At 70.5% G+C, this 24,444-nt stretch carries 21 protein-coding genes and 4 pseudogenes; 15 read left to right on the forward strand and 10 right to left on the reverse strand.

Annotated features, from left to right (window positions below; all coding sequences use genetic code 11):
* Positions 1-185: 185 nt before the first annotated feature.
* Entirely contained in the window at positions 186-794 is a 609-nt protein-coding gene (locus HF519_RS16145) for a TIGR03086 family metal-binding protein (protein ID WP_169413782.1), read from the reverse strand.
* 101 nt (positions 795-895) lie between these two features.
* Positions 896-1,201, reverse strand: a pseudogene (locus tag HF519_RS16150) (helix-turn-helix transcriptional regulator); the annotation flags it as partial.
* Between the two features lie 114 nt (positions 1,202-1,315).
* On the opposite strand from HF519_RS16150, the gene HF519_RS30470 reads away from it, so the two are divergent.
* The 3 genes from HF519_RS30470 to HF519_RS16165 all read left to right on the forward strand — a co-directional run bounded on the left by HF519_RS30470 (position 1,316) and on the right by HF519_RS16165 (position 4,565).
* Positions 1,316-1,672, forward strand: a complete 357-nt coding sequence (locus HF519_RS30470; protein ID WP_211170111.1) for a hypothetical protein — start codon at positions 1,316-1,318, stop codon at positions 1,670-1,672.
* A 138-nt stretch (positions 1,673-1,810) separates the two neighbouring features.
* A complete protein-coding gene (locus tag HF519_RS16160) occupies positions 1,811-2,308 on the forward strand; it encodes a VOC family protein (RefSeq protein ID WP_312860145.1) in 498 nt (165 codons plus the stop codon).
* A 2,029-nt stretch (positions 2,309-4,337) separates the two neighbouring features.
* Positions 4,338-4,565 (forward strand): hypothetical protein, encoded by a 228-nt coding sequence (locus tag HF519_RS16165; RefSeq protein ID WP_169413784.1) that lies wholly within the window; start codon positions 4,338-4,340, stop codon positions 4,563-4,565.
* Between the two features lie 37 nt (positions 4,566-4,602).
* On the opposite strand, the gene HF519_RS16170 is transcribed toward HF519_RS16165, so the two are convergent.
* Positions 4,603-5,058 carry a universal stress protein gene (locus HF519_RS16170; RefSeq protein ID WP_169413785.1) on the reverse strand — a complete coding sequence of 152 codons (456 nt, stop codon included), beginning with the start codon at positions 5,056-5,058 and terminating at the stop codon, positions 4,603-4,605.
* A gap of 102 nt (positions 5,059-5,160) precedes the next feature.
* Positions 5,161-5,706, reverse strand: coding sequence for a hypothetical protein (locus HF519_RS16175; protein ID WP_169413786.1), 546 nt, complete (start codon positions 5,704-5,706; stop codon positions 5,161-5,163).
* A gap of 141 nt (positions 5,707-5,847) precedes the next feature.
* On the opposite strand from HF519_RS16175, the gene HF519_RS16180 reads away from it, so the two are divergent.
* The 3 genes and pseudogenes from HF519_RS16180 to HF519_RS33555 form a co-directional block, all read left to right on the forward strand.
* The gene (locus HF519_RS16180; RefSeq protein ID WP_169413787.1) at positions 5,848-6,519 is read left to right on the forward strand and encodes an MEDS domain-containing protein; all 672 of its coding nucleotides are present in this window, start codon (positions 5,848-5,850) and stop codon (positions 6,517-6,519) included.
* A gap of 158 nt (positions 6,520-6,677) precedes the next feature.
* Entirely contained in the window at positions 6,678-6,899 is a 222-nt protein-coding gene (locus HF519_RS31435) for a hypothetical protein (protein ID WP_438826400.1), read from the forward strand.
* Positions 6,896-7,009, forward strand: a pseudogene (locus HF519_RS33555) (hypothetical protein); the annotation flags it as partial. The gene HF519_RS31435 and the pseudogene HF519_RS33555, both read left to right, overlap by 4 nt.
* Before the next feature lie 65 nt (positions 7,010-7,074).
* On the opposite strand, the pseudogene HF519_RS31440 reads toward HF519_RS33555, so the two are convergent.
* A pseudogene (locus HF519_RS31440) lies at positions 7,075-7,182 on the reverse strand (prolyl aminopeptidase); the annotation flags it as partial.
* 364 nt (positions 7,183-7,546) lie between these two features.
* Here HF519_RS31440 and HF519_RS16190 point away from each other — a divergent pair.
* From HF519_RS16190 to HF519_RS32405, 8 genes are all read left to right on the forward strand, one after another.
* Positions 7,547-7,876, forward strand: a complete 330-nt coding sequence (locus HF519_RS16190; protein WP_169413788.1) for a hypothetical protein — start codon at positions 7,547-7,549, stop codon at positions 7,874-7,876.
* 19 nt (positions 7,877-7,895) lie between these two features.
* Complete coding sequence (locus HF519_RS16195) at positions 7,896-8,036, forward strand: hypothetical protein (RefSeq protein WP_169413789.1); 141 nt, start codon at positions 7,896-7,898, stop codon at positions 8,034-8,036.
* A 1,317-nt stretch (positions 8,037-9,353) separates the two neighbouring features.
* Positions 9,354-10,631 carry a diaminobutyrate--2-oxoglutarate transaminase gene (gene ectB / locus HF519_RS16200; RefSeq protein WP_211170112.1) on the forward strand — a complete coding sequence of 426 codons (1,278 nt, stop codon included), beginning with the start codon at positions 9,354-9,356 and terminating at the stop codon, positions 10,629-10,631.
* 39 nt (positions 10,632-10,670) lie between these two features.
* Positions 10,671-14,843, forward strand: coding sequence for a Pls/PosA family non-ribosomal peptide synthetase (locus tag HF519_RS16205; RefSeq protein ID WP_169413810.1), 4,173 nt, complete (start codon positions 10,671-10,673; stop codon positions 14,841-14,843).
* Entirely contained in the window at positions 14,827-15,540 is a 714-nt protein-coding gene (locus tag HF519_RS16210; protein WP_169413790.1) for a hypothetical protein, read from the forward strand. The genes HF519_RS16205 and HF519_RS16210 overlap by 17 nt, the downstream gene beginning before the upstream one ends.
* 86 nt (positions 15,541-15,626) lie before the next feature.
* On the forward strand, positions 15,627-17,036 hold the full coding sequence (locus HF519_RS32925; protein WP_169413791.1) for a M1 family aminopeptidase: 1,410 nt from the start codon (positions 15,627-15,629) through the stop codon (positions 17,034-17,036).
* Between the two features lie 158 nt (positions 17,037-17,194).
* Positions 17,195-17,947 carry a DUF5995 family protein gene (locus HF519_RS16220; RefSeq protein WP_169413792.1) on the forward strand — a complete coding sequence of 251 codons (753 nt, stop codon included), beginning with the start codon at positions 17,195-17,197 and terminating at the stop codon, positions 17,945-17,947.
* Positions 17,948-18,005: 58 nt separating this feature from the next.
* Positions 18,006-21,026, forward strand: a complete 3,021-nt coding sequence (locus HF519_RS32405) for an ATP-binding protein (protein WP_169413793.1) — start codon at positions 18,006-18,008, stop codon at positions 21,024-21,026.
* Here the strand turns inward: HF519_RS32405 and HF519_RS16230 are convergent.
* A complete protein-coding gene (locus tag HF519_RS16230) occupies positions 20,999-21,634 on the reverse strand; it encodes an RNA polymerase sigma factor (protein ID WP_169413794.1) in 636 nt (211 codons plus the stop codon). The two genes, HF519_RS32405 and HF519_RS16230, sit on opposite strands and share 28 nt — an antisense overlap.
* A 239-nt stretch (positions 21,635-21,873) precedes the next feature.
* Between HF519_RS16230 and HF519_RS16235 the strand changes: the two genes are divergently transcribed.
* Complete coding sequence (locus tag HF519_RS16235; protein ID WP_169413795.1) at positions 21,874-22,641, forward strand: DUF5995 family protein; 768 nt, start codon at positions 21,874-21,876, stop codon at positions 22,639-22,641.
* Between the two features lie 19 nt (positions 22,642-22,660).
* Here HF519_RS16235 and HF519_RS33305 read toward each other — a convergent pair.
* The 4 genes and pseudogenes from HF519_RS33305 to HF519_RS16250 all read right to left on the reverse strand — a co-directional run.
* Positions 22,661-22,744: pseudogene (locus tag HF519_RS33305) on the reverse strand (VOC family protein); the annotation flags it as partial.
* 246 nt (positions 22,745-22,990) lie between these two features.
* Positions 22,991-23,284 carry a hypothetical protein gene (locus tag HF519_RS16240; protein ID WP_169413796.1) on the reverse strand — a complete coding sequence of 98 codons (294 nt, stop codon included), beginning with the start codon at positions 23,282-23,284 and terminating at the stop codon, positions 22,991-22,993.
* A gap of 73 nt (positions 23,285-23,357) precedes the next feature.
* Positions 23,358-23,684, reverse strand: coding sequence for a hypothetical protein (locus HF519_RS16245; RefSeq protein ID WP_211170114.1), 327 nt, complete (start codon positions 23,682-23,684; stop codon positions 23,358-23,360).
* Between the two features lie 4 nt (positions 23,685-23,688).
* Positions 23,689-24,411, reverse strand: a complete 723-nt coding sequence (locus HF519_RS16250) for a Phenylacetic acid catabolic protein (RefSeq protein WP_169413797.1) — start codon at positions 24,409-24,411, stop codon at positions 23,689-23,691.
* Between the last annotated feature and the right edge of the window lie 33 nt (positions 24,412-24,444).

Consider the following 24,444-nt stretch of genomic DNA (forward strand, 5'->3'; position numbering starts at 1 on the left):
AAACGACACACCCACGCAGTCCTCGCCCTCGCCCGACGGCGAGTCAACGTGCTCTGGGCGATGCTGCGCGACCAACGCCCCTACCAGGCCGCCCCGGTCACGACTTGACAAGATCATTGGGAAGCCGACCGGGCCGGCCCGGCGAATCGATCCCGGGGACGCCCGGGGCACCGGCACGTCGGCGGCTAACCGGGCTCCCTCGCCGGGGCGGCGTCCGGTGTCCAGGAGGGGTCGCGGCCGCTGTACCCCAGCACCCGGTCGAACACGGGTGCCCCGGGCGGCACCGGGACCACCGGTCCGAACAGCCCCTCGCGGCTCGCGTCCTCCCCGGGCGCGGACATCGCCGAGGTGAACGCGAGGCAGGCCTCGGCGCTGTGCGCGTCGCAGGTGAACGGCTGCCCGGTGGCGCGGGCGAGGTCCCAACCGTGCAGGACGAGTTCGTCGAGAGCCACGCCACCCATGACCTCGGCGGGCAGTTCCACCCCACCGGCCTCGGCCACTCCTTCCCACGCCGCCGGGTCCCGCCACGCCACGACGAGCGCGTCGAGCTGCCGGGGCAACCGGGCACGCCAGTCCGCCGGCAGCCTGGCCGCGGAGCCGGACGGGCCGCCGGTCGTGGCCGTCTTGGTGGCGGCGCCGCGGAACACGACCGTCACATTCATCAGGTGGTCGAGCAGGTCGCCCACGGTGTACTCCGCGCACGGCGTGGGTGCGGTCATCCGGTCGTCGCGCACGCCGTCGAGCAGCCGGATCAGCTGACCGGCCGGCGGGTCGAGATCGAGGATGGTGGTCATCAGGTGGGCCTCCTCCGGATTCATCCGTCGTCGGATAGGACCGTGCCGACCGGCCGTACTCATCGCCTGCGCGGCGGGGAGTGGTGAGCGTCCGCTCCGGGTCAGCCGGCCACCGCGCCGATGCGGTGCTGTTGTGGGCTGATGCCGTGGACGCGCTTGAAAGCGGTGCTCAGCGCGAAGGAACTGCCGTAACCGACCAGTCGGGCGACCGCTCCGATGGTGGCGTCGGACTCACGGAGCAGGTCGGCGGCCGGGGCCGGCCGCCAGCCGGCGAGGAACGGCATGGGAGGCGCGCCGACCAGTGCGGTGAAGCGGCGGGTCAGGGCGGCCCGGGACACCCCGGTCGCGGCGGCCGGCGAGGCCACCGTCCAGGGACGGGCCGGGTTGTTCTGGAGCATTCGCAGGGCACCTCACCTGGGCTCTAGTGCTCTACGGGCGCACCACGGCGGCGGTCTGACCTCGTCGCGGACCGGTCCAGCCGGTCCGGATCGCGGTCGCGCCGAGCGGGACCGGCAGCTGACTTGACCACGACGCCGCCCACCGAGCTCAGCCACCGCGATCGCGCCGTTCTCCGAGCCGTCGGCGCCGGCCGCTGCCGGATCTCCGGCGACATCGGGCTGTCGCCGGTCATCGACGGCATGGGCTGCTGCGACCAGTTCCTCGGGCCGCGCCTGGCGAGCGCTGGTCTGATCGCCGTCGAACCCGGGCCGGGCCCCGCCCGGCTCACCGAGTCCGGCCGGCCCTGCTCGAGGCGGCGTGAGGCCATGGCAACCCTGCCCGATGTCGTGACGCCGCCGCTGACCCGCTTCGACCGCTGCTCGGCAGCCGCCCGGTGCCGGGCCGTGCTGCCGGTCGGCGAACTGCTGTCACGATCATGACCACTCTCAGCACCGCGAGCGTCCGCCCCTCCACGACCGCCATCCGGACGACCCGTGATCTCGTCCTCCTGGTTGCCCGGGTCGGCCTCGGGGTGCCGGTGGCCGGCGTCCTGATGGCGCTGAACATGGCAGCTCGCCGTGACCGGTTCGGGCCGGTTCGGGCTCGACCACCTGATCGTCCGACGTACCCGCCGGAAGGCCGAGGCCGAAGGATCGGTGTCGCAAAATGTCGGACGCCGTCGCTCATCTCCGGAAATGATTGATCACATGGGGCTTCAGGTGGCCGATGTCGAGGCGTCGCTCACCTTCTACCTCCGTACCTTCGCCCCGATCGGAATGCACGAAGCGATGCGCTTCCCGCACGGCGGGTCCTTCGTCGTCGGTCTGTCCGGCCCCGACGGCATCCCCGACTTCTGGCTCAGTCCGGCCAATGGCGCTGAGACCCGGGAACTGCACGTGGCCTTCCGCGCTGCCGACCGCCACGCGGTCGACGCGGTTCACGATGCCGCTGTGGCGGCGGGTGCGCAGGTGCTGCACGCCCCGCGCGAGTGGCCCGAGTACCACCCGGGCTACTACGGCGTGTTCCTGCGCGATCTCGACGGCCACAACGTGGAGGCCGTGCACCACGGCGGCTAGGTGTCAGGGCGAACGAGCCGGTCACCAGGAGCGGCTGCCGGCGGGATTCAGTGACCCGGCCCGTTTCACACGCAGATTCCGAGCCGCCGTCGGACGTGCCTCACGCGACCACGGCGCATCGACGTCGACGAACGGGAGGAATCGGGCCGATCCACGTGGGCCCGGAAATTCGAGGAGAATTGATGCCCGGCAATGACGTGTCGTGGCCTGTCGGGGCCCGCGATGCTGTGACAATTCACGGTCATGGCCACGATCGGTTCTGCTCGGGTTACCACTCCGACCTGCCCGACCTGCGGGCACGAACCCCGGACCCGGGCCGACGCCGTGCGCCAACGTGACGATCTGGCGATCGAGTGGCTCGTGCTGGACCCGTCCAGCGGCGACATCGTCGAGCGGCGGTACTGCCGCGCCTGTCTCCCTCGCGGGCCCATCGCGGACCTGGCTTGCTCCCGGTGCGGCGACGGGCCCCTGCTGTCCGGGCCGTTGGCCAGTGCAGTCGCCACCGGCCAGCTCCCGCCGGCCCTACGGCGCTGGCTGCTCCGGCGACACTGGCAGATCGAACCGCAGTTCGACTGCTGTGGCCCGGGCTGAGCGACGGCCCGGAGTGGACATGCCGGGGCCTGATCTGCAGGAGGAGGTTCGGCGCTAGGCATGGAGGCCGGCATGCCGGCGATCTCGATGTGCGACGCCCTGCGGCGACCGCGAACCGGTGGGCTCGGGGTCGCGGCGCGCGACAGAGCCGTTGGTCGCGGCGTGCTGGAGACGGTCCACGATGGCCTCTCGGCAGATCAACGACAACGCCACGACGGCGTATGAACTGTGGCCGCGACGCTGAACGACATGCGCGTCGGATTGGACGGCATGGCCGCGGCTGTTTCCTCGACGGTGTCGAGGGTCTCGTTGCCGACGCGACCTCCTGCTCGACGACGTTCGCTGCTCCGGAGGCGGGCTCGTTCCCACGCCGGGAGCGGACCCGTCGACGCCGGTCCAGGGCCCGGCCGCCGCCGAGCGAGCTGGCTCTCGAATCGGGTGAATCGCCTGAATGGGGCATTCGGCGTCGACAGCGCGGTGCGGTTGCCGGCTGGGCCGCAGTAGCGGGATCTTCGAGTGTACCGGCGACGCCGGACCCAGGTCCGGCGCGGCCGAGAGCTCACGGGCGAAGCGGCGACGGGATCAGGAGCGGGAAGCGAGGCGTAGCAGCCGACGCCATCTGATCTTGAGTCGGGACGCGCGTCCCCCGGTGACCGAACGCATGGGCTTCGGGTAGGCGGGAGGGAACGGCTCCGTGCGGGACTGTGCGACGAGCGGGTACGCGGGCAGGGTGGCCGGGTCGAGAGCAGGCAGCGTCGACGGGTACTGCGGGGATGGCTGCTGCGGGCGGAAGGTTGCGCTCGGATGGGTCACGAACGACTGTCGACGCACCTGAGCCTTCCGTTACCGACCGGCCCGTCGGGCACCTGGGCCGTCGCTCGAGGCGAGCACACGAGCCGGATCCGCCGGGCTGCGCGACCGGTGTCCCCCTGCTCGCCGGGCTTCTTCGCCGCACCGCTGAGTTCGCCGCGTCGATGTCGGGTGGGTCCTGCCGCGCCCAGCCCGGAGCGCCTGCGGGCCTGCCGCCCGTGGCCGGTGTCCCAAACTCTGTTCCGATGGGCGGATCGCGTCCGTCGCCGAGGCTGAACGGGATGCCGACCGAGGAACTCGGCGATGGTTCGACCGAAGCCGGCCGGGCCCCAGAGCGGCGTCGGAGCACCGCTGCGTACTCGTCGCCGCCGACCGCCCGCATGACGATGTCGAAGGCCGTCGGTATGTCGCCGGATGCCGCCGCTGTCATCCCCGGGCGGCGAACCATTCCGCGAACACCCCTGCGTGCACCAGCAGGACCACCTCGCCGTGACCCCGGTCAGTGAATTCGATGGTGTTCTCCGATCACACCGGTCAGCGGCGCTGGAGGATCGACGAGCGGAGTGGGGCGGACGGCGGCCGGCCAGCTGTGCTTCGAAAGGGGCCCGCCGAGTCCTACCCTGTTCCGATGACGTGCCGCATCGAAGTCTTCCTCCGCAGCGGGCACACCATCGATCTGGCCCTGGAGGACGGCGTGGACCGGATCTTCGCCGACGCCCTGCACGAGGCCTGGGCATCCCCCAACGCCATCGGGTTCAGGCACCTCTCGCTCGGCGAGAACGCCGTGGTCCTCGCCAGCGAGGTGGTCGGCTACCGGCTCCACGGCTCGGTGCTGAAGGACTCGGAACGGTTGTAGGGGTGGACGCCGCCGTGCCCGGGTCGTGGACGACCGGTCAGGTGGTGAGCACGTAGGTGCGTGCCGGGGGCACCACGGTCACCGGGCACCGGGCGTGGTTCGCGACGTAGTGCGCGACCGATCCGCTGACCAGGTGCCGACGTCTCGCTCCGCGTCCGAGTGAGCCGACGACCAACATGTCGGCGTCGGCGGCCAGCTCGGTGAGGACCTTGCCGGGATGGCCTTCGCGGCTCGTCGTCTCCAGGCCGGGTGGGCGATCCCGGTCGCCGAGGACGACCTGGAGCAGTTCCTCCGGCAGGGTGGACTCGCGGCGGCCCGACTCCACGCCGAGGGCCATCGCGATGTCACCCCGGCAGTCCTCGTACACGTAGTGCGGTTCCCACACGTACACGACCCGCAGCGGGCATCCGCGGTAGGCAGCCTCCTCGATCGCCCACCGCAGGGCATCCAGTGCGTGCTCCGAACGGTCTACCCCGACCACGATGCCCGACATCTCGGACCTCCACGGACGAACATTTCTGATCCCTGTCCAGCATCCGCCGCCGGTCCGCCCCGGACAAGAAGGCGATGCCCGGTTCCCGCACCAGGCCGGCGCTCAGCTGGATGTGTCGGGGCGGGGCTGTGGCCGCACCAGCGGTCGACGCTCCGGAGCGAAGCCGATCCGCACGATCAGGATCATCGCGCCGACCAGGGCCAGGTACCCCATCAGCGCGGCGACGATGTGCAGCAACCCGAGGCGTCCCGTGTCCAGCAGGAGGGCGGCCACCGGGGCCGGCGCGAGCAGTCCGCACGGCCCACGCGCCCAGCGGGGCCAGTCGGTGCGTGCGACCGCCAGGACCCCGAGCAGCAGGGTGGGCAGTATGACCATGCCGCCGCCGACCCCGAGCAGGATCATCGAGGAACCCCCGAGCGCCCGGAGGAGCCCGGCCCCGCGCCGGCCCTGTCGACGTGCGACGACGACGAGCCCGGCCGGCGCACCGATGATCGTAGAGCTGGCCAGGATGATCGCGGTCCCGCTCCAGGTGAACTCCGGTGCGTCGGAGATGAAGCGCATCCAGACCCGTGCCAGCGCCCCAGGCCAGGCCCGGTAGGGCGCCCGCCCCGCCGCCCGTATCGCAGCCGACATGAGTTCCGCGGGCACCGGCTGGGCATGGGAGGTCGAATACCGGCGTTCCGTTTCGCCAGGGCGGGTCGATCACATGACGGGGGGTGATCTGCTGCGCTGCAGTCCGCGCGTCATGGCATGTCGGGGCGCGATGAGCAGCTACAGACGGGTAGCGGTATGGACGATGATTTCGAGATTCAGGGGATCGGCCTGCGACCCGGCGACCATGTCTGTGGGGTGTTCCAGGAACCGGTCGAGCGCGACGTCGTGATGACGGCGATCTTCCGAGCCGGGTTACTGGCGGGTGAGTTCTGCGTGGTCGTCGTGGACGCGGCCGACCCGATCGCGATGTCACGGTTGCTCGGCTCGCAGTCCGAGGTCCGTGAGTGGCGCCGGGCCGGGTTGCTCGACATCCGCACCTCCGCCGACCCGGCACAGCCCGCCAACGGCCTGACCGTCCACGAGATGCTCGGCATGTGGGACGCCGTCACCCAGAAGACGACGCGATCCCCCGGTTCCTTCGCGCGGTTGGGTGGTGAGGCGAGCTGGTGGATCCCGCGGGCCAGCGAGGACCATCTGATCCAGTACGAGAGCGAGCTCACCCGGCACATTCCCGACCGGATGGGGGTGCTCTGCCTCTACGACGTCGCCCAGTTCGGGGCCGGGGTCCTCATCGACGTCATCCGGACCCATCCGAAGGTCCTCGTCGGCAGTCTGGTGGTGGAGAACCCCTACTTCATCCCCCCGGAAGAGTTCCTCGCCACGCGGCAGCAGGACGGCACCGCGCTGCCCCCGAGCGCGGCCGAGGCTGCCGCCCTCCTGGGCCGCACCGAGTTCTCGCCGCGATGAGACCGGTGTCCCCGTGATCGACCCGGTACCCGACGGACCGTGACCCGAGAGGCGGCGGATGCCTCTCGCAGCCGGGCCCGGCAGGCCGTCGACGACGTCGAGGAGCTCGCACGCCGCACTCCGCTGCTGGCGAACATCCGCCGCTCGGGGCGTACCTGATGGAGGACTTCTTCTACGCCGGTGGCCTGCCCGCGCTGCTGCGCAACATCGGCGACCTCCTCGACACCACGGCCCTCACAGCGAACGGCAGGACACTGGCGGAGAACATCGAGCACGCCAAGGTGTTCAACGACGACGTGATCCGGTGGCGGGGGGACCCGCTCGTCGCGTCGGACACGCTGGCGGTGCTCCGCGGCGACTGGCACCCGATGGAGCCGTGATCAAGCCACCGGCCGCCGAGTCGCGGCTGCACAAGCACTCCGGGCCCGCCGTGGTCTTCGAGAACTACGACGACATGGCGGCGCGTATCGACGATCCCGACCTCCCGGTGGACGAGAACTCGGTGCTCGTGCTGAAGAGCGCCGGTCCGCAGGGCGCACCGGGGCATGCCCGAGTGGGGACAGCTGCCGATCCCGGCCCGCCGTGCACGACCAGGGCCGGCTTGCCGTCCGGGTCACCGCAGGTCTCCCAGTGGACGAGGTTCCGGTCGCCGACGTCGAGCATCCCGTCGTCGTACGGTTCGGTCGGTGGGTAGGGCCCGGCTCATGTCCTGTTCCCTCCGCCGGCCACTACGACGGCCGCCGTGGTGTCCGCCCGGAACCGCCGCGACACGGCCGAGCGACACGGCGACCGCCGGGGTGAACGAGCCGGCACCGTCGAGCGGGGCGGCCACTACCCTCGGATCGGGAAGGCTGAGCCGCTCACCCTCGGCGGGGGAGCGGGCTTCCTCCCCGCCGGCCGGGTCGGACCCGCAGCCGTGAGCCGCACCAGGCCGGACACGATGCGATCGGCGCTGCGTTGCTGCCAGGGCGTGGAATCAGCCGGACCCGGGGCGCCGGTCGGGGTTCACGTGTGGTGGAGCGTTCGCATGACCGATGGCAAGGCTCCGCCGCCCGGGGTCGGGCGGCTGACGGGCATGATCCGCAGGCCTGGCGGAGTGCTGCTGAGGATCGTTCTCCCGGACGGGGCCCGCATGCAGCTCTGGCTTCCCGCCGAGTTGGATCGGACCGCTGCGATCCGCCGTACCGCTGGGCTGCGCAGGCTGCGACGCCTGCACATCGACCTGACCGCTCGACCACCGCACTGCCGGCTCTCAGCCCTCGCGCACTATCCGGTCGAGCGGTCTCTCCCGCTGCGCGCGGCTCTCGCGGTGGCCGCCTCCGGCGTGCCGACGGTCGTTCGGGTGGCTCGGACCTGAGGACGGCTCAGCAGGTCCGGTGCGTCCCGGCGGCCGCTGCCCGGCCACCATCGCCGCCGGATTCACCAATCCTGGGGACGCATCGGTGGTGCGGGACGAGCAGCATGTCGTCGACCACGACATCGCCCTGGGGACCTCGACCCGGATCCGGCAGGGGTGATGGTCCTACTGCAGTGAACGGGACGGACCCACATGACCCAGAAGCCTGCACCAATTGACTTGTCAGGATCGTGAATCGATCCTTCCGTCGGTCCGATGTCAAGTTGTGTGGTTTGTGAAGAACTTGCGCGAGCGGCCACGTATGCACACTCCGGGGCGGATATTGCATCCGTCGGCATTGCAACATGTCGCGAAACTGTGAATCGTTAGGCCGTTCGAGTGGACCGCGCTCGGTGGTGACCGAAGCCGCTGTTGACCCTTGCGCTTTCATTCGGGCTGGGATAAATATTGCTGACAGCTCAAACAACGAGCCCTGAAGCGCACAGGGTGGGCCGTACCGTCGAGCGGCTCGGGGGAGAGTCAGGCTGCACCGACGCATGGGTGCCGATTTCTGCTGGAGTCATCGGCCTGTCTGCGTCGAGCTTGCCGCGTTGCTGGGTGGTGCCCGCCCTGTTGTCCGTCGAGGCAGCACGGGGGATTTTATGAACGCATGTCTGCACGAGGTCGAATCATCTTTGCCGAGGCCACGGGATATTCGCGGTCCGTGCTGCAGAGGTTCTACCACTGCCTGCTGAGCCGGGCCGGGCCGGTTCGTCGACGGCGCCCGTGATGGACTGCATAAGTGCGCCACCGAGTATCTCGGTGGTTCTGGCGCCGTTGTGACCGTGGAAGAGCCGGGGGTGAGAAAAGGCGGGTGCGTGGCGTCCGGCGTTCTGCGCCGGGGCCACACTTCCCGTCGAGGTCGAGGATCGCCATCAGCTCCGCACCGGCTGTGGCCATCCGCGTTCGAGCCGCGTCCGGACGTCTCTCACCCCTCGTGACGGGCCCGGAGACGGCTCGCCGGTGCTGGTCCGTGGCAGGCCCCGTCATGGTCGACCGGCCCGTGAGCTTCGGTCCGTGTGCCGGCCGCGCGAGGTTCGCGCGCACGGTTCTGGCGCCGGGCTCGCCGGCACTGAGCAGCTGATCGTGCCGGTGCGGTGGTGGGGAAAGCCAATCCGACATGGACGCCGCAGGCAGTGTCGGCACTTCGCGCGGTGAGCGCTGCACATACGATCGTGATCCGTCCTTTCGCGAAGTGCTCCGCCTGAGGCGACGGGCCTGGCGGGGAAGCGACAACCAGAGGTGTCATCGAAACGCTGATCGCGGACACTGCGATCGTCTTTCGTGCCGTAGGGGCGGGGCTTTCGGCCAGGGCAAATCGGGGCACCGATGTCCTGTGCGTCGGGTGTGGTGACCCACTGCCTCCAGGTAGGGCAGGTGGGCTTGTCCGGCGGCGCCGACGCTGTTGACGACGGGCGAAACGCCCGATGGGGGAGAAATGCAGCTGACGACGTTGAAGAACGATGTTTTCGATCGCCGTGAATCGTCGGTACGAAGTTACTGTCGATCTTTCGATGCTGTGCTGGCGACGGCCCGGGGCAGTGTTGTACGCGACACCTCGGGCCGGGAGTACATCGACTTCCTGGCCGGCGCCGGCGCGCTCAACTACGGACACAACGATCCGGACATGAAGGCGGCCCTACTGGACTATGTCCTGAACGATGGCATCACGCACGGGCTCGATCTGTTCACCGAGGCGAAACGGTCCTTCCTGGGCAGCTTCGAACGCCTCATTCTCGGCCCGCGCGAGATGGACCACCTGGTGCAGTTCACCGGTCCGACCGGGGCCAACGCGGTGGAGGCCGCGTTGAAGCTGGCGCGCAAGGTGACCGGCCGCACCAACGTCATCGCCTTCACCAATGGTTTCCACGGGGTGTCCCTCGGGGCGCTCGCGGCCACCGCGAACAGCAGCAAGCGAATGGGTCCGGAGATCCCGCTGCCAGGGGTGTCGAGGCTGCCGTTCGACGGTTACCTCGGCGACGACGTCGACACCACGGACCTGCTGGGCCGCATGCTGGCGGACCCCTCCAGCGGCCTGGACGCGCCCGCCGCCATCCTGCTCGAGACCGTGCAGGGCGAGGGCGGTCTCAACGTCGCGTCGGCCCGTTGGCTGCAGCGGGTGGCCTCGTTGGCCGCCCAGCACGGCGCGTTGCTCATCGTCGATGACGTACAGGCCGGCTGCGGGCGCACCGGCACCTTCTTCAGCTTCGAAGCGGCCGGTATCACCCCCGATCTGGTTGTGCTGTCCAAGTCGTTGTCGGGCTTCGGGCTGCCGATGTCGGTGCTCCTGGTACGTCCGCACCTCGATCAGTGGGAGCCCGGGGAGCACAACGGCACCTTCCGCGGCAACGCACACGCCTTCGTCACCGCCCGCGTCGCGTTGCACAAGTTCTGGTCCGACGTCGATTTCGCCGAGGACATCGTGCGGCGAAGTGTGCTGGTCACCGACCGGTTGACCGAGCTCACCGAGCGGGTTCCGGGCCTCCGGCGCAAGGGCCGCGGCATGATGCAGGGCCTCGACGTCGGCGACGGGGCGTGTGCGGCGGAGATCATCCGCCGGTGCGCCCGGAACGGTCTGATCATCGAGTCGTCGGGGGCCGAGAACGAGGTCGTCAAGGTGCTCGCACCCCTCACGACCCCGGACCACCTGCTCCGCAAGGGCCTGGACGTCCTCGCCGACGCGACCGTCGGCCTCGCGATGGCAGTTCCCGCCTGACCCGCGACTCCGACTGCGGAACAACGAATGTCGACCAACATGGGCGTCCGGGTACCGGACGCGGACCACCTCCTGCAACGACGCGACAGCAACGGTGCGGCGCCCCTCGCGGACCGGGTTCTCGTTGATCCGAGGTTCCGGCACTACCTTCGCCGGCGGCCCGCCGAACGGCTCGATCGCCTCTTCGAGGATCACTGCGATCGGTTACGGAGCGGCGGTCGGGCGGGGCACCTGGCGGTGGATGCCGGTGCGGTGACGTTGACCTTCGAGCAGTTGGACGCGCGCGCCAATCGGCTGGCTCGTTACCTGCTGGCGCACGGCGCCGGTGCGGGTGACCGGATCGGGTTGTTGTTCGACGATCCGGTGCAGGCCTATGTCGGGATGTTGGCGGTGTTGAAGGTCAACGCGGCGTACGTGCCGTTGGATGTCGGGTTCCCGCCGGACCGGATCGCCTACATCGTCGATGACGCGGGTGTGCGGTTGGTGCTGTCGCTGATCCACGTGCGCGACCGCGTCCCCGGCCTGGAGGACCTCGTTCCGTCCGTGCTCTACCTGGATCGGGTGGCCGAGGTGATCGCCGCGCAGGACCCGTCGCGGTTGTCCGAGGCCGAGCGGGGGGCGCCGGTGGAGGATCTGGCCTATCTGATCTACACCTCGGGCACTACCGGGCGGCCGAAGGGGGTGGCGATCGGGCACCCCAGCATCTGCAACTTCGTGCGGGTCGCCGCCGAGGTGTACGGGGTCCGCGCGCAGGACCGCATGTACCAGGGGATGACGATCGCGTTCGACTTCTCCGTCGAGGAGATCTGGGTGTCCTGGATGGCCGCCGCGACGCTGGTGCCCAAGCCGGCGGGCTCGAGCCTGTTGGGGGTGGATCTGCACAGGTTCCTCGTCGAGCAGCGGGTCACCGCGATGTGCTGCGTGCCGACCCTGCTCGCCACGATCGAGGACGACCTGCCCGACCTGCGGTTCCTGCTCGTCTCAGGAGAGGCCTGCCCGCAGGACCTGATCGCGCGCTGGCACCGCCCCGGGCGGCGGTTCCTCAACGTCTACGGGCCCACCGAGGCGACGGTGTCGGCGACCTGGACCGTGGTGCATCCGGACCGTCCGGTCACCATCGGGGTGCCGTTGCCCACCTATGCCACGGTCATCCTGGACCCGGAGGATCCGTACCGGGCGCTGCCTCATGGGGAGGTCGGGGAGATCGGGATCGCCGGGGTCGGGTTGGCCGCGGGTTATCTCAATCGCGAGGACCTGACCGCGAAGGCGTTCATCCCGGATTTTCTGGGGATCGCGGGCAATCCCTCGGGGCGGATCTATCGGACCGGGGATCTGGGCCGGGTCACCCCGGCCGGGGAGATCGAGTACCACGGCCGGATCGATACCCAGGTCAAGGTCCGTGGCTATCGGATCGAGTTGACCGAGATCGAGTCGGTGTTGTTGCAGGTGCCCGGCATCGCCGCCGCGGTGGTGGACACCTACGAGCCCGAGCCCGGTGTGGTGGAGTTGGTCGGCTATTACAGCCTGCGCAGCGATACCGCCGCGCTGGAGCCGGAGGCGATCTCGGCGGTGCTGCGTGCGCGGCTGCCCGGCTACATGGTCCCGGCCTACCTCGAGTGTCTTGCGGTGATTCCGTTGACCACCTCGGACAAGGCCGACCGTAAGAGACTGCCTCCGCCCACGGCCCGCCGCCGCGGCGCGGAGGGCGCGTACGTGGCCGCGGGCACCGGCCCCGAGCGGGTCCTGGCCGAGGCCCTGGCCGCCACCTTGCGCATCGACCGGGTGTCGGTGCAGGCGCATTTCTTCGACGATCTCGGCGCGAACTCGCTGTTGCTGGCCCAGTTCTCCGCGCGGCTGCGCAAGCACACCGACCTGCCCCCGGTGTCCATGCGCGACCTCTACCGGCACACCACCATCCGCGACCTGGCACAGGCCCTCGACCGGCCGGTACAGGCCCGGGCGCACTCGCTCGTTCCAGAGGCCAGTGCCTCGGCCGGCCGCGTGAGCACCGCGTCCTACACGCTGTGCGGAACACTGCAGCTACTGGTGCTGCTTGCCTCCGTCTACCTCAGCGGTGCGGTGCTTCACCTGGGGTACGGGTGGGTGTCAGCAGGGGTCGGCTGGTACGGGATCGCGAGCCGGGCCGCTGTCTTCACCTCCGTGACGTTCGGTGGGCTCTGCGTCCTGCCGATCGTGGCGAAGTGGCTGCTCGTGGGCCGCTGGAAGCCACGGGAGATCCGGTTGTGGAGCCTCGCGTACCTCCGGTTCTGGCTGGTGAAGCTGCTGATCCGGGTCAACCCGATGGTCCTGTTCATCGGCTCCCCGCTCTACGTGCTGTATCTGCGCGCGCTGGGAGCGAAGATCGGGCGAGGCGTGGTCATCTTCTCCCGGGCCGTTCCGGTGGTCACCGATCTGCTCACGATCGGCGACGGCACGGTCATCCGCAAGGACTGCTCCTTCACCGGCTACCGCGCTGTCGCCGGGGTTCTGCAGCTCGGCCCGATCAGCCTCGGCCGCGACGTGCTGGTCGGGGAGAAGACCGTGCTCGACATCGGGGCCTCGATGGGCGATCGGGCCCAACTGGGCCATTCCTCCTCGCTGCACCAGGGCCAAGCGATCCCCGAGGGCCAGAGTTGGCACGGCTGCCCGGCGGAGCCGAGCCAGGTGGATCACCGGGTCATACCGCCGGCTCGCTGTGGCGCCCCACGCAAGATCACCTACAGCGTGCTCCAGGTGCTGGGCGTGCTGGTGCCGGCGGCGGGAGGTTTCGCGCTCGTGGTGACGTTGCTCCGCGTCGTCCCGCTGCTGTCCGAGTTGATCGGGCCCGGGCACCATCTGCTGTCGGACTGGATCTTCTACGCCGCGACGGTGGCGACGTCGTTCGTGTTGTTCTTCGGCGCGGTGTCGATGGGCGCGGTAGTCATGGTCACCATTGCGCGCCTGCCGAACCTGCTCGTCCGGCCAGGGCGGGTGTACTCCCTGTACGGGATCCACCACATCGCCCAGTCGATCGTCACCACCCTGACCAACTCACAGTTCTTCATGCTGTTGCTGGGCGACAGTTCCTTCATCGTCCACTTCGTCCGCGCCCTCGGCTTCGACCTGTCGCGAGTGGAGCAGACCGGGTCGAACTTCGGCACCGAAATGCGGTACGACTCGCCGTACCTGAGCACGGTGGGCACGGGGACGATGGTGTCCGACGGGCTGTCGATCATGAATGTCGACGTCTCCAGCACATCGTTCCGGGTGTCGCGCGTCTCGATCGGACAGCGAAACTTCCTCGGGAACAACATCGCCTTTCCTGCCGCCGCTCGGACCGGCGACAACTGTCTACTGGCGACCAAGGTCATGGTCCCGGTCGACGGGCCGATCCGGGAGAACGTGGGGTTGCTCGGCTCGCCACCCTTCGAGATCCCGCGCACCGTCGCCCGCGGCGCCGAGTTCGACCACCTCAAGGACCCGGGCGAGCTGCGCCGCCGGCTGTCGGCCAAGAACCGGCACAACGCCGCGACGATCGCCATGGTGCTCTGCGTGTGGTGGGTGCGGTTCTTCGCCGTCCTCCTGCTCATCGGGATCGGAGCGGACCTCTACTACCGGTTCGGAGAATGGGCCATCGCGGTTGCGATCGTTCTCATCGCGATGTTCGGCACCGCCTATTCCGTTCTCCTCGAACGGGCCGTCCTGGGTTTCGGTGCCCTGCATCCCCAGTCCTGCTCGATCTACGACCGGTACTTCTGGGAGCACGAGCGGCTGTGGAAGGTGTACACCACGCCGATCTTCACCGGAACCCCGCTCAACACCCTGCTGTGGCGACTGGCCGGCGTCCGGATCGGGCGCCGGGTCTTCGACGACGGTTGCGTGATCCCGGAGAAGAGCCTGGTCACCATCGGGGATGACACGGTGCTCAACGCCGGGAGCGTCATCCAATGCCATTCGCTCGAGGACGGTCTGTTCAAGTCGGACCACAGCAGGATCGGCGCCGGCTGCACCGTCGGTGTCGCAGCCTTCGTCCACTACGGCGTGACCATGGGTGACGGAGCCGAACTCGCCGCCGACGCCTATCTCATGAAGGGCGTGGACGCCCCACCGCGCACGAAGTGGATGGGCAATCCCGCTGCCTGTGCCCGAACCACTGCTCCAGAGCCCGCTGCGTCGGCTCGCGCCGTGACGACTCAGAACATGGAGGTGAACTGCGGTGGCACGGAAAGCTGACCTCCGCACCGGCTCCGCGGGGGCGCGTCCGGTCGCGGTGGTCTACAGCGACGACTCGACCGGACCCGCGGACGGCGACGACACCGCCGCGGTGGCGGCCATGCTCACTGCCGCCCAGGGCTGGAACTTCGACGTGATCACCGCTGGGCCGAACGGGACCATGTCCGTGCGCAAAGCGCTCAAGCAGCCCGGCGTGCGGCTCTACGCCCAGCCGGGCGCCGACGGCGACGATCACGCCGCCTACAAGAGGCAGAAGCGCGACAAGGCCGCGATCCGCGAGTTCGTCCACGACGGCGGTCGCTATCTGGGCATCTGCATGGGCGGCTTCCTGGCCGAACCCTGTTTCTTCAACCTCTTCCGCGGCCGGGTCGAGGAGTACTACTCGTCGTCCGGGGCGTCGGTACGCACCTCCGATCCCGCGGTCATTCCGATCATCTGGCGCGGCACCACGCGCCAGATGTACTTCCAGGACGGCGGCTTCATGATCCCCAAACGCTCGACCAGCGTCACCGTGCTGGCGACCTATTCCAACGGCTCGATCGCCGCACTCGTCGCGCCCCGCGGGCGCGGCAAGGTCGGGTTGTGCGGGCCCCACCCCGAAGCGCCCCCCGACTGGTATCACGAGGCCAACCTCGTCTACAGCGGACCCACTCAGGACCTGGGTGACGACCTCGTCAACGCTCTGATGGCACCGTGACCGCTTCTTCCCGACCTCGCCCGCTCCCGTCGGAACCCTCTGGTCCCCGCCGCACGACGGCGCCCGGCCGTCGTCCCGTCCGCACGGTGTGGGTCCTCGTCCTCGTCCTTGCGCTGGCCGGGCTCGTCGCCTGTGCTCCGGCTCCCGGCCCCGCGCCCCCACCGGGTCCGGCGATCTACGAGGCGGCGTTGTGGCCGGCGCGCCCGGTCGTCGAGTTGGCCTTCACCGTCGCCCCGGATCTACGGACCGCCGAGGGCCGGGAAACCGTCGTGTTCACCCCCGACCTGCCGGTCTGCGAACTGGTGTTCCGGGCCTGGCCGAACACACCGACCATGGCGCGGACCGGAACCGCGCTCACCGTCACCGACACCTCCGTCGACGGCCGCCCCACCACCGCCCGGATAACGGCCGCGGGTGCCCCGCCCGGCGCACCCGGAACTCTGATCGAGATCCCGTTGACCCGATGTCTGAACCCGGGGGAGTCGGTGCACGCAGAGCTCGGTTTCCGGGTCACCCTGGGTGTGGACGCCGACGAGCGGATCGGCTACTCGACCGCCAGCCACACAGCCTGGATCGGGTCCGGGTTCCCCCTGCTGGCCTGGGTCCGCGGCAAGGGCTGGGCCCGCGATCCGGCGGTGCCGATGAACGGGGAGTCGGCCACCAGCGAGGTCTTCGTGCTGCGCGACCTCTCCGTGACCGCGCCTCCGGACCTGCGTGTCATGGGCACCGGGACCGCGGTCGGCGCGGCCATGAACCCGGCGGGCACGGTCCACAGTTTCTTGGCTCCGGCGGTTCGGGATGTGGCTGTCGCGGTCGGCCGCTACGACATCCTCGATCGTGACGTCGGCGGTGTCCGCCTGCACCTGGCGACCCCGCAGACGGGAACCCGCGTCGACCCGGAGACCTGGGTCACACAGTTCGGCGAGGCGATCACGGCCCTCACCGGTGTGTTCGGCCCGTTCCCCTACCCCGACCTCTGGATCACCATCACCCCCGGCCAGAGTGACGGAACCGAGTTCCCCGCCGCGCTGCAGCTCGCCGACACCCGGCGCCGGCAACTGGCGGCTCTGATCGCCCACGAACTCACGCACCAGTGGTTCTACGCCCTGGTCGGCAACAACCAGGCCACCGACCCGTGGCTCGACGAAGCTCTCGCGACCGTCGGAGAAACTCTCGCCAGGGCCGGCGGCGGCGACGTCGAGCTCTCCGGCATCTCTCGCCGTGGCACCGGCGAGATGGGACGCCCGATGACCTATTGGGCGGCCAACGGCGGATTCGACCGGTATACCGAGAGCGTCTACGCGCAGGGCGCCGCGGTGTTCCTCGAAGCCCGGGCCCAGGTCGGCCCCGAACGCTTCGACAACGCCATCCGCTCCTACATCGCCGCCAACGCCCACCGGGTGGCCACCCCTGACGACCTCTCGCGGGCATTCCGTGATCTCCCGGAGGTGCTCGATCTACTCACCCGGACGGGCGCGCTGCCCGCGAACCGGTAGGTCCGGCGGTGCCCGGAGGTCGCGCCCTACACCACCTCTTCTGGCGCCTCCAGTACGCAGATCTGCCCCCTTGAGCGGAACGGGCGGCCCGGCGATCGTGGGAGATCCGGATGCGGACGGGTGATCCGTCGCTGCGTTGCGGAGGGGGCGGACTGGAGATGGCAGCGGGAAGCACGCAGCGGCTGGCCGAACTGGCCGCCCCGGACCCGGGGTCCATTCCGGAGGTGCTGGAGCGGTTGGAGAAGATCCGCGACCACGCGGCCGAGACGTCGTTGCTGGGGGAGAACGACGGGATCGCCTGCTTCTCGAAGCTCTACCACATCATCACCGCGAACGTCGGCGACACCGCCGACTCGCACGGCTTCGCCGATCCCGAGTTCCTGATCCGGCTCGACATCGAGTTCGCCACGCGGTACTTCCGCGCCCTCCAGGCCTACGCGAGAGACATGGATTCGGCGCCGCGCTGCTGGCGTGTGCTGTTCGATCACCGCAGCGACCTGGACGTGCGTCCGGTCCATTTCGCCGCCGTAGGCGTCAACGCGCACGTCAACTACGACCTCGCACTGGCGCTCGTCTCGACCTGGACGAAGGTCCCGCCCGACGACGGCCGACGCCAGCTCGCGGACTACCGGCGCATCAACGACATCTTCGCGAAGGAGATGGACGGCCTGCGGGAGACGTTCCGCTCCCTGATCAGCGAAGGGGAGGACGGGAATCTGTGGGATCGGCTCGCCAATCGGGCGAGCGACCTGCTCGTCCGGTTCACCCGGGATCTGGCCTGGGACGAGGCGACCGACATCTGGAAGGCCAGGGACCGCGACCGCGCCCGGGCCAGATCGGACCGGAGACTGGACGCCGCCGCGGAGATCATCGGACTCGGTCTGTTGAGGGCGCCGTTCCTCCCGGTGTAGCCGGAGCACCTGGTTGCCGCCTGGTCGATTATTGATGGGTGAACTACGCTCCCGCGGGGTGAGCGATCGACCGGCGGCGGCTCCACTGATCGGCCGGGAGAACGATCTCGCGAAGCTCACGACGGCGTTGCGGTCGGTGCAGGGCGGCCGGATGGCCGCGGTCGTCCTCAGCGGTGAAGCCGGGGTGGGCAAGACCCGCATCGTGCAGGAGCTGATGTCCCAGGCCGCCCGGGACGGCGCGACGGTGCTGTGTGGCGGCGGGATCGACATCGTCGAGAGCCCGCCCTTCTGGCCGGTCGCCTCGGCACTGCGCAACCTGCTCCGGTCGCCGGCAGGGAAGGTCGCCGCCGAGCGGGGGGCCTCATGGGTCGCGCAGCTCGACGACCTCCTCGCCCCGGGTGCGCAGACCGCGGAGCCGGCGGGTCCCCACCAGCGGGTGCAGACCCTCGAGCTGATCCACCGGGTAATCCTGGAGCTCGCCGAGGATTCCGTCGTCGTGCTGGTCGTCGAGGATCTGCAGTGGGCGGACCGCTCCACCCGGGACCTGCTCGCGTACCTGATCGCGAACCTCACCCACGAACCGGTGCTGCTCGTCGCGACCCACCGCAGCGAGGCCGAGGCAGACGGATCGCCCGTCCGCGCGATGCTCGCGGAGCTGCAGCGCCACCGGCGGGTGCGTTGCGAGGTGGTCGCGCCGCTGGGCCACGATGCGGTGGCGAGGATCGTCGGGATGGCGGCCCCGGGACGGCCCGACCTCGTCGATCTGGTCTGGCAGCGGTCCGCGGGCAACGCCTTCATCGTCGAGGAGACCCTGCGGGCCGCGCTCGACGGCGATCCGCTCGCGCTTCCGCAGACGCTCCGCGACCTCGTGCTCTCCCGCCTGGCGGCGCTGTCCCCGGCCGCGCAGCGGGTCGTCCGCGCGGTGGCGGTGAGCGACGGCCCGCTGTCGCACCCGTTGCTCGCGGCGGTCGTGGACCAGGGGGAGCCAGAGTTGCTGGACGCCCTGCGCGAGAGCGTCGACCACGGTGTCGTGATGGTCGACGCCGGCGGGGACGGGTACCGGTTGCGGCACGGGCTCATGACCGACGTCGTCAGTCGCGACCTGCTCCCGGGCGAGCGGATCCACCTGCACCGGCGTTACGCCGCTGCGCTCGAGAACGCCTGGGCGCGGGATCTCCCGGGGATCGACGCGCGGCTCGCCCATCATTGGCAGCAGGCGGGCGACACAGAACGGGCGCTGGCAGCGACCGTCGCGGCGGCCGAGGCCGCCGACCGGGTGCGCGGCTACGCCGAGGCGCACCGCCACTGGTTACGCGCAGCCCAGCTCGCCGGGCGGGTCCAGCCTGCGGAGGTCGCGGTCCCGCGGGGCGTCTGCCTGGAGCGAGCGGCCGAAGCCGCGCACCTCGCCGGTGATCACGATCAAGCGGTCGCGCTGTTGTCCGAACGGCTGGCGGACCCGGGCGAGACCGACGGACTCACCGGCGCACTGCTCCACGCCCGGACGGGGCAGTACCTGGTGGCGGCCGGGCGCGGCGCGGAGGCCGCGCACGCCTTCAGCCGAGCGACCGCACTGCTTCCCGCGCGGGGCGCCGAGCGGGAGCGGGCCGAGGTCCTCAGTGGGCACGCGGCGGCGCTGCTGCACGCCGGCGAGTTCACCGCGTCGCGCACCGTGGCGGAGCGGGCGCTCGCACTGGCGCGCGAGGTCGGCCTCGCCTCCGAGGAGGCCCGGGTGCTGGCCAACCTCGGGTTCAGTCTGGCCTACCTCGAGGATCCGGCCGCAGGGTCGGCGGCGCTGGTCGAGGCGCTGGCAGTGGCCGAGCGGGCGTCGATCCCGCCGGACATCGGGCGGGCCTATCTGAACCTGGTCGAGCTGCTCTCCGGGCCGCTGAACGAGCTGGAGCGCGGCGTCGAGGTCGCCCGGGACGGCATCGAACGGGTCCGGCAGCTCGGCCTGGCCCGCAGTGCCGGCGTCGGGTTGCTCTCGCTGGTGGCCAACGGGCTGTTCCGGCTGGGCCGGTGGGACGAGGCGGAGACGGCGATCGAGCAGGCGTGGGAGCTCGCGCCGAGTGGGGCGGAGGCGCTCGGGCTGCGGTTGTCGCGCTGCCGGCTGTCGATCGGCCGCGGACGGTTCGACGAAGCCGAGGACGACCTCGAGGCGGTCGAGGTGCTGTCGACGAGTACCGCGGGCCCGCGCTACCGGATCCCGCTGCTCACCCTGCGCGCCGGTCTGCAGATGTGGCTCGGCCGTCCGGACCTCGCGCTGGACCATGTCGGTGCCGGATTGGACCTCGTGGAACACGGCTCCGACGACGTGTGGCTGGTCGCCCCGCTGGTCTGGCACGGGGCACGGGCACGCGCCGAGCTCACCCGCCTCGGTATGCGACGCGCGGAGGCGGCCGTCACCGCCAGGCTGCACCGGCACGCCGGAGAGCTGTCCCGCCGGGCCGGTCGTTCGGTGCCGGCGATCCGCGACGTCGTGCTGGGTTTCGTCGAGATGTGCGCGGCCGAGGACACGCGGGCCGACGGCCGTTCGAATCCGGACAGGTGGGCACGGGTGGCCGAGATCTGGGAGCGGCAGCAGCAGCCCTACCCGACCGCCTATGCCCGGTTGCGGCGTGCCGAGGCGTTGTTCGCGCTGCGGGCTCGCTCGGCCGCCGGCACCCAGGAGCTGCGGCGCGCCGAGAGCGCCGCGCGCGCAATGGACGCGACACCGTTCCTCGCCGAGATCACCGAGCTCGCCGAGCGGGCCCGGGTGAGCCTCGCCGGCCCGCCGGCCGACGAGTGCCACGACGGCCCGGTCGCTCCGGTCCCCGAGCCGCGCCCGCCGGTGCCCGGTGACGACGACCTGGGAGCCTTGACGTCCAGGGAGCTCGAGGTGCTGACCGAGCTGGCCTGCGGTCTGACCAACCGGGAGATCGCGCAGCGTCTGTTCATCAGCGAGAAGACCGTGGGTGTCCACGTCAGCCGGATCTACGCCAAGATCGGCGTGCACAGCCGCGTGCAGGCCAGCACCGTGCTGTACCGGGCGCGGCCCGACCTGCGTGGCCACGGTCAGCGGGAGGCCGGCCGGCGTCGGTGATGCAGCCGCTCGCTCCGGCCGTTCGGGCGTGCGGGATCGTCCAGCATCAGGCGGAGCTGGTGCAGGACGCGGGCCCGGGTCGGCCCCAGGCTCCCGATCGGGATGCCGGTGGCCCGTGCGATGTCGGCGTACGGGGCGGGCTCGTCGGCGAACAGGGCACGGACCACGGCACGGCGCCGCGGTGGCAGCAGCGTCACGAAACCCCACAGGCGTGCCGCTGTGTCCGCGTCGATCACCTGCTGCTCGATGTCGGTCCGTGGATCGGGAACGGTGTCCACGTCCGATGCGGCGACGAGACCGCGGGCGTCGCGCAGGATCCGCAGACACTCGCGAGCGCCGGTGGTGGCGAGCCAGCCCCCGAGGCGTCCGGGGTCACGGATCCGGTCGTGGTTCTCCATGAGGCGCAGCCAGGTGCGCTGCTCGGCGTCGCGGGCGTCGGCCTCCTGGAGCCGGAACGAGCGGACGACCGCGGTGACCAGATTGCTGTAGCGCCGCACGACCTCGGTCCAGGCGTCCTGGTCGCCCCGCCCGGCCGCCTCGAGCAGATCGGTGACCGGCCGGGCCTGCGGGGGAGCGGTGGCGGCGGGGGGCGGGGTCAGCACGGGCATCGGGAACTCCCTCAGGACCAGGGCGGCGAGGATGCGGCCCCTGCGGGTGCGGGTCGTCGAGCGCGTACCAGCGTCGACCCGCTCCGGGGTCGTACGCGTCCGGACAACGCCCTATCCGGGTGTCCCGCGACGCTGTATTTCTCACGGCCACCTCACGGGTGGCCGACCCGCACGCGGTATCAGACGGGCGGCGGCCCGGCTCTTCGGCGGTAGGTGTCGGAGAGCGCGAGGAGGCGGGCGTGGCTGTCGCTGGGAAGAACGCCGTGCGAGAAGCTCGGGGAGCCGCGGTCCCGGCGCCGGCCACGGTCGAGGCGGTCCTCGAACTCCTGGTGCTGCTGCAGACGGAGGTGGAGTCGCACGGGTCGCGCCGCCACGAGGACGGGATCGCCCGGGTGAATCACCTCTGCACCGAGGTCACGAGGGACGTCCTGGACGGCCTGGCCGCCGGCTCCTTCGTCGATCCGGAGTTCGCCGCCGTGCTGGACGTGCAGCTCATGGTGCGCTACCTGCGGGCCGTCCGGGACGACGCTCTCGGTGCCACGGTCGCCAGGTCGTGGCGGGTGCTGTTCGAACGGCGAGCCGTCGCCTCGATCGCGCCGGTGCGGTTCGCGCTGGCCGGCGTCAACGCGCAGGTGAACCACGACCTGGCCGTCGCGCTGGTGAGCACGTCCACCGTTCTCGATCGGCCGCCCGGCGCCGTCGAGCGCCAGGACTTCACGACACTCACGCACGTCCTCGCCGAACGGCTGCGCCGCCACGCCGGGGAACAGCCCGGGGGTGGACCCGGCGGGGCCGTCGACGACGACGTCGTCGGCCTCGTGGCCGAGCTGTCCCGGGGCGCCTCGTGGCGGCGGGCCGAGCATCTGTGGACGTTGCGCGGTCGTCCGGGCGAGGCCGAGGCGGAGCGTGCCTCGATCGACTGGCGGGCGAGCATGATCGGCCGAGCCATCCTGACCCGCGGATCGACTGAGGACGCCGTGTGCGGCAGCGGCATCTGCTTGCCGTAGTGGAGGTCAGCGACGGCGGTCAGGGCAGGAAGGCACAGAGCTCTCCACCCTCCGGGTCGGCCATGACCGTCCAGGGTGGCGAGTCGTCGACCATCGTGGCGCCGAGGGTCTCGAGTCAGGCCACCGACTCCGCGTGCACGTCGATGTGCAACCGGTTCCCGACGACCCTGGCTCCGGCACCTCGTTGATCCACGACGTGTGCCGGGCGTCGGTCCGGTGAGGACGGCGATCCCGTCACCCCGACCGGCGTAGGACAGGCCGAGGGGGTCCGCCCGGAACCGGCCGAGGCGCCTGCGGTCGGCGGCGTCGACACAGAGATCCTGGCAGCCGGCCGGGGCGTGGGCGGATGCTACGTCGGACGCCGCCCGGCTGCGGGGACGTCCCCGGTGGTCTCCCGGACGCTGTCGAGCACGTAGGTGATCAGCCGGTGCGCGCCGATCGGGTCGGCCAGCGGCTCGGCGGGGAGATCGCGGAGCTCGGGACAGGCGCGGGCGGCTCGGTCGTCGTCGCGCAGGACCTCGACGATCTCGGCCTCGGTGAGCAGCAGGTCCACCGTGGGTGGGTCGCCGATGAGCTCGCCGTCGGTCCAGGTCACGTGCACCAGGCTGCCGTTGCGGGTACCGCGCACCGTGAAGCTGGTCATCGTGGTCCCTCTCCGGCGCCCGGTCGCCTGCTTCGCGGAGGTGCGGTCTCGGCGACTCGCTCGCTGCGCTCGCTCATCGCTGCACCCCGACGGCCTGCCACACCTGCAGCAGCGCCTCGTCGTCGCTGAGATCCGTGCGCCAGCCGTAGGGCTTGGCGAAGGTGAAGGTCTGCGGTTCGGGGTAGGTTTCGTCGCTGGTGTCGTACATCGTGACCGACACCGACCGCTCTCCGACCGCGACGAAGAAGAACTCGCGGTAGTCCGAGAGCGCCACGTCGAACATCGCCACCCGGGGGTCGGGTCGTGTGGTCCGGACCTGCCATCCGCCCCGGTCGCGGACCCCGGCGAGTCGGGCGATGACGGGATCCGTACCGGTGCCCACTGGGGATTCGGTGCTCATGGTTCTAGAGGAAGCGCCGGTTGGCGGTGTCGTCCGGGACGCGGATGCCGAGCGCCTCCAGCATCGGCCGGGTGTCGGCGATGTAGTCCTGGCGCAGGTCCTCGTTGTTCTTGGTGCGCAGCCCCCAGCGCACGTAGGCGTCGGAGAAGTTCGAGTCCGAGCGGCCGAACATGTCGAGCGCGGCGGGCCACCAGATCTTGATCTTCTCGTTGGCCTCCTCGAGCCCTTCGGGCGTCGAGCAGACCCGCTTGAGGTTGCTCATTCCGAGCGTGGCGTGGAAGACCTCGTCCTTGTGCAACCGCTCCGCGACCGAGAGCAGGGGCTCGTACGGCACGCCCTCCCAGGTCTCGCCGATGTAGCAGCCGACCCGGTCGCCGAGGCCGTTGAAGTAGGCCAGGTCGCAGAACGTGTCGATGGGCAGGTGGAACAGGTACTGCTTGATCGGCGCGTCGATCGGGCCCACCCCGAGACCTTCCAGGATCCGCGCGGTGATCACGCCGTGCTCGACCTCCTGCGCCATGAGCTTGGCGAAGGTCGTCTTCAGCCGCTCGGTGGGTGCAAGGGTCATGCACTTGCTCCACAGCGAGTTGAGCAACTCGGTGTAGTGCGGGTTCGTGGAGTTCTCGAGGTGATGGCTGAGCATCCGGATCAACAGGCCCCGGAACTCCTCGGGGATGTCCGGGTCCCCCTCGCGGTACACCCGCTGCGGTGCCTGCGTGACGCTCATCGGCGACTCCTCCCTGTGAAGGCCCGGCGGCGG

The organism is Pseudonocardia bannensis (assembly GCF_012911875.1).
GTDB classification, from domain to species: Bacteria; Actinomycetota; Actinomycetes; order Mycobacteriales; family Pseudonocardiaceae; genus Pseudonocardia; species Pseudonocardia bannensis.

What these genes read in the sequence shown, in the direction of transcription:
- HF519_RS16145 (WP_169413782.1), bottom strand. Translation starts at nt 794, where the DNA reads ATGACCACCATCCTCGATCTCGACCCGCCGGCCGGTCAGCTGATCCGG.
- HF519_RS16165 (WP_169413784.1), top strand. Translation starts at nt 4,338, where the DNA reads ATGACGTGCCGCATCGAAGTCTTCCTCCGCAGCGGGCACACCATCGAT.
- HF519_RS16170 (WP_169413785.1), bottom strand. Translation starts at nt 5,058, where the DNA reads ATGTCGGGCATCGTGGTCGGGGTAGACCGTTCGGAGCACGCACTGGAT.
- HF519_RS16180 (WP_169413787.1), top strand. Translation starts at nt 5,848, where the DNA reads ATGGACGATGATTTCGAGATTCAGGGGATCGGCCTGCGACCCGGCGAC.
- HF519_RS31435 (WP_438826400.1), top strand. Translation starts at nt 6,678, where the DNA reads ATGGAGGACTTCTTCTACGCCGGTGGCCTGCCCGCGCTGCTGCGCAAC.
- HF519_RS16190 (WP_169413788.1), top strand. Translation starts at nt 7,547, where the DNA reads ATGACCGATGGCAAGGCTCCGCCGCCCGGGGTCGGGCGGCTGACGGGC.
- ectB (WP_211170112.1), top strand. Translation starts at nt 9,354, where the DNA reads ATGCAGCTGACGACGTTGAAGAACGATGTTTTCGATCGCCGTGAATCG.
- HF519_RS16205 (WP_169413810.1), top strand. Translation starts at nt 10,671, where the DNA reads ATGGGCGTCCGGGTACCGGACGCGGACCACCTCCTGCAACGACGCGAC.
- HF519_RS16220 (WP_169413792.1), top strand. Translation starts at nt 17,195, where the DNA reads ATGGCAGCGGGAAGCACGCAGCGGCTGGCCGAACTGGCCGCCCCGGAC.
- HF519_RS16230 (WP_169413794.1), bottom strand. Translation starts at nt 21,634, where the DNA reads ATGCCCGTGCTGACCCCGCCCCCCGCCGCCACCGCTCCCCCGCAGGCC.
- HF519_RS16240 (WP_169413796.1), bottom strand. Translation starts at nt 23,284, where the DNA reads ATGACCAGCTTCACGGTGCGCGGTACCCGCAACGGCAGCCTGGTGCAC.
- HF519_RS16245 (WP_211170114.1), bottom strand. Translation starts at nt 23,684, where the DNA reads ATGAGCACCGAATCCCCAGTGGGCACCGGTACGGATCCCGTCATCGCC.
- HF519_RS16250 (WP_169413797.1), bottom strand. Translation starts at nt 24,411, where the DNA reads ATGAGCGTCACGCAGGCACCGCAGCGGGTGTACCGCGAGGGGGACCCG.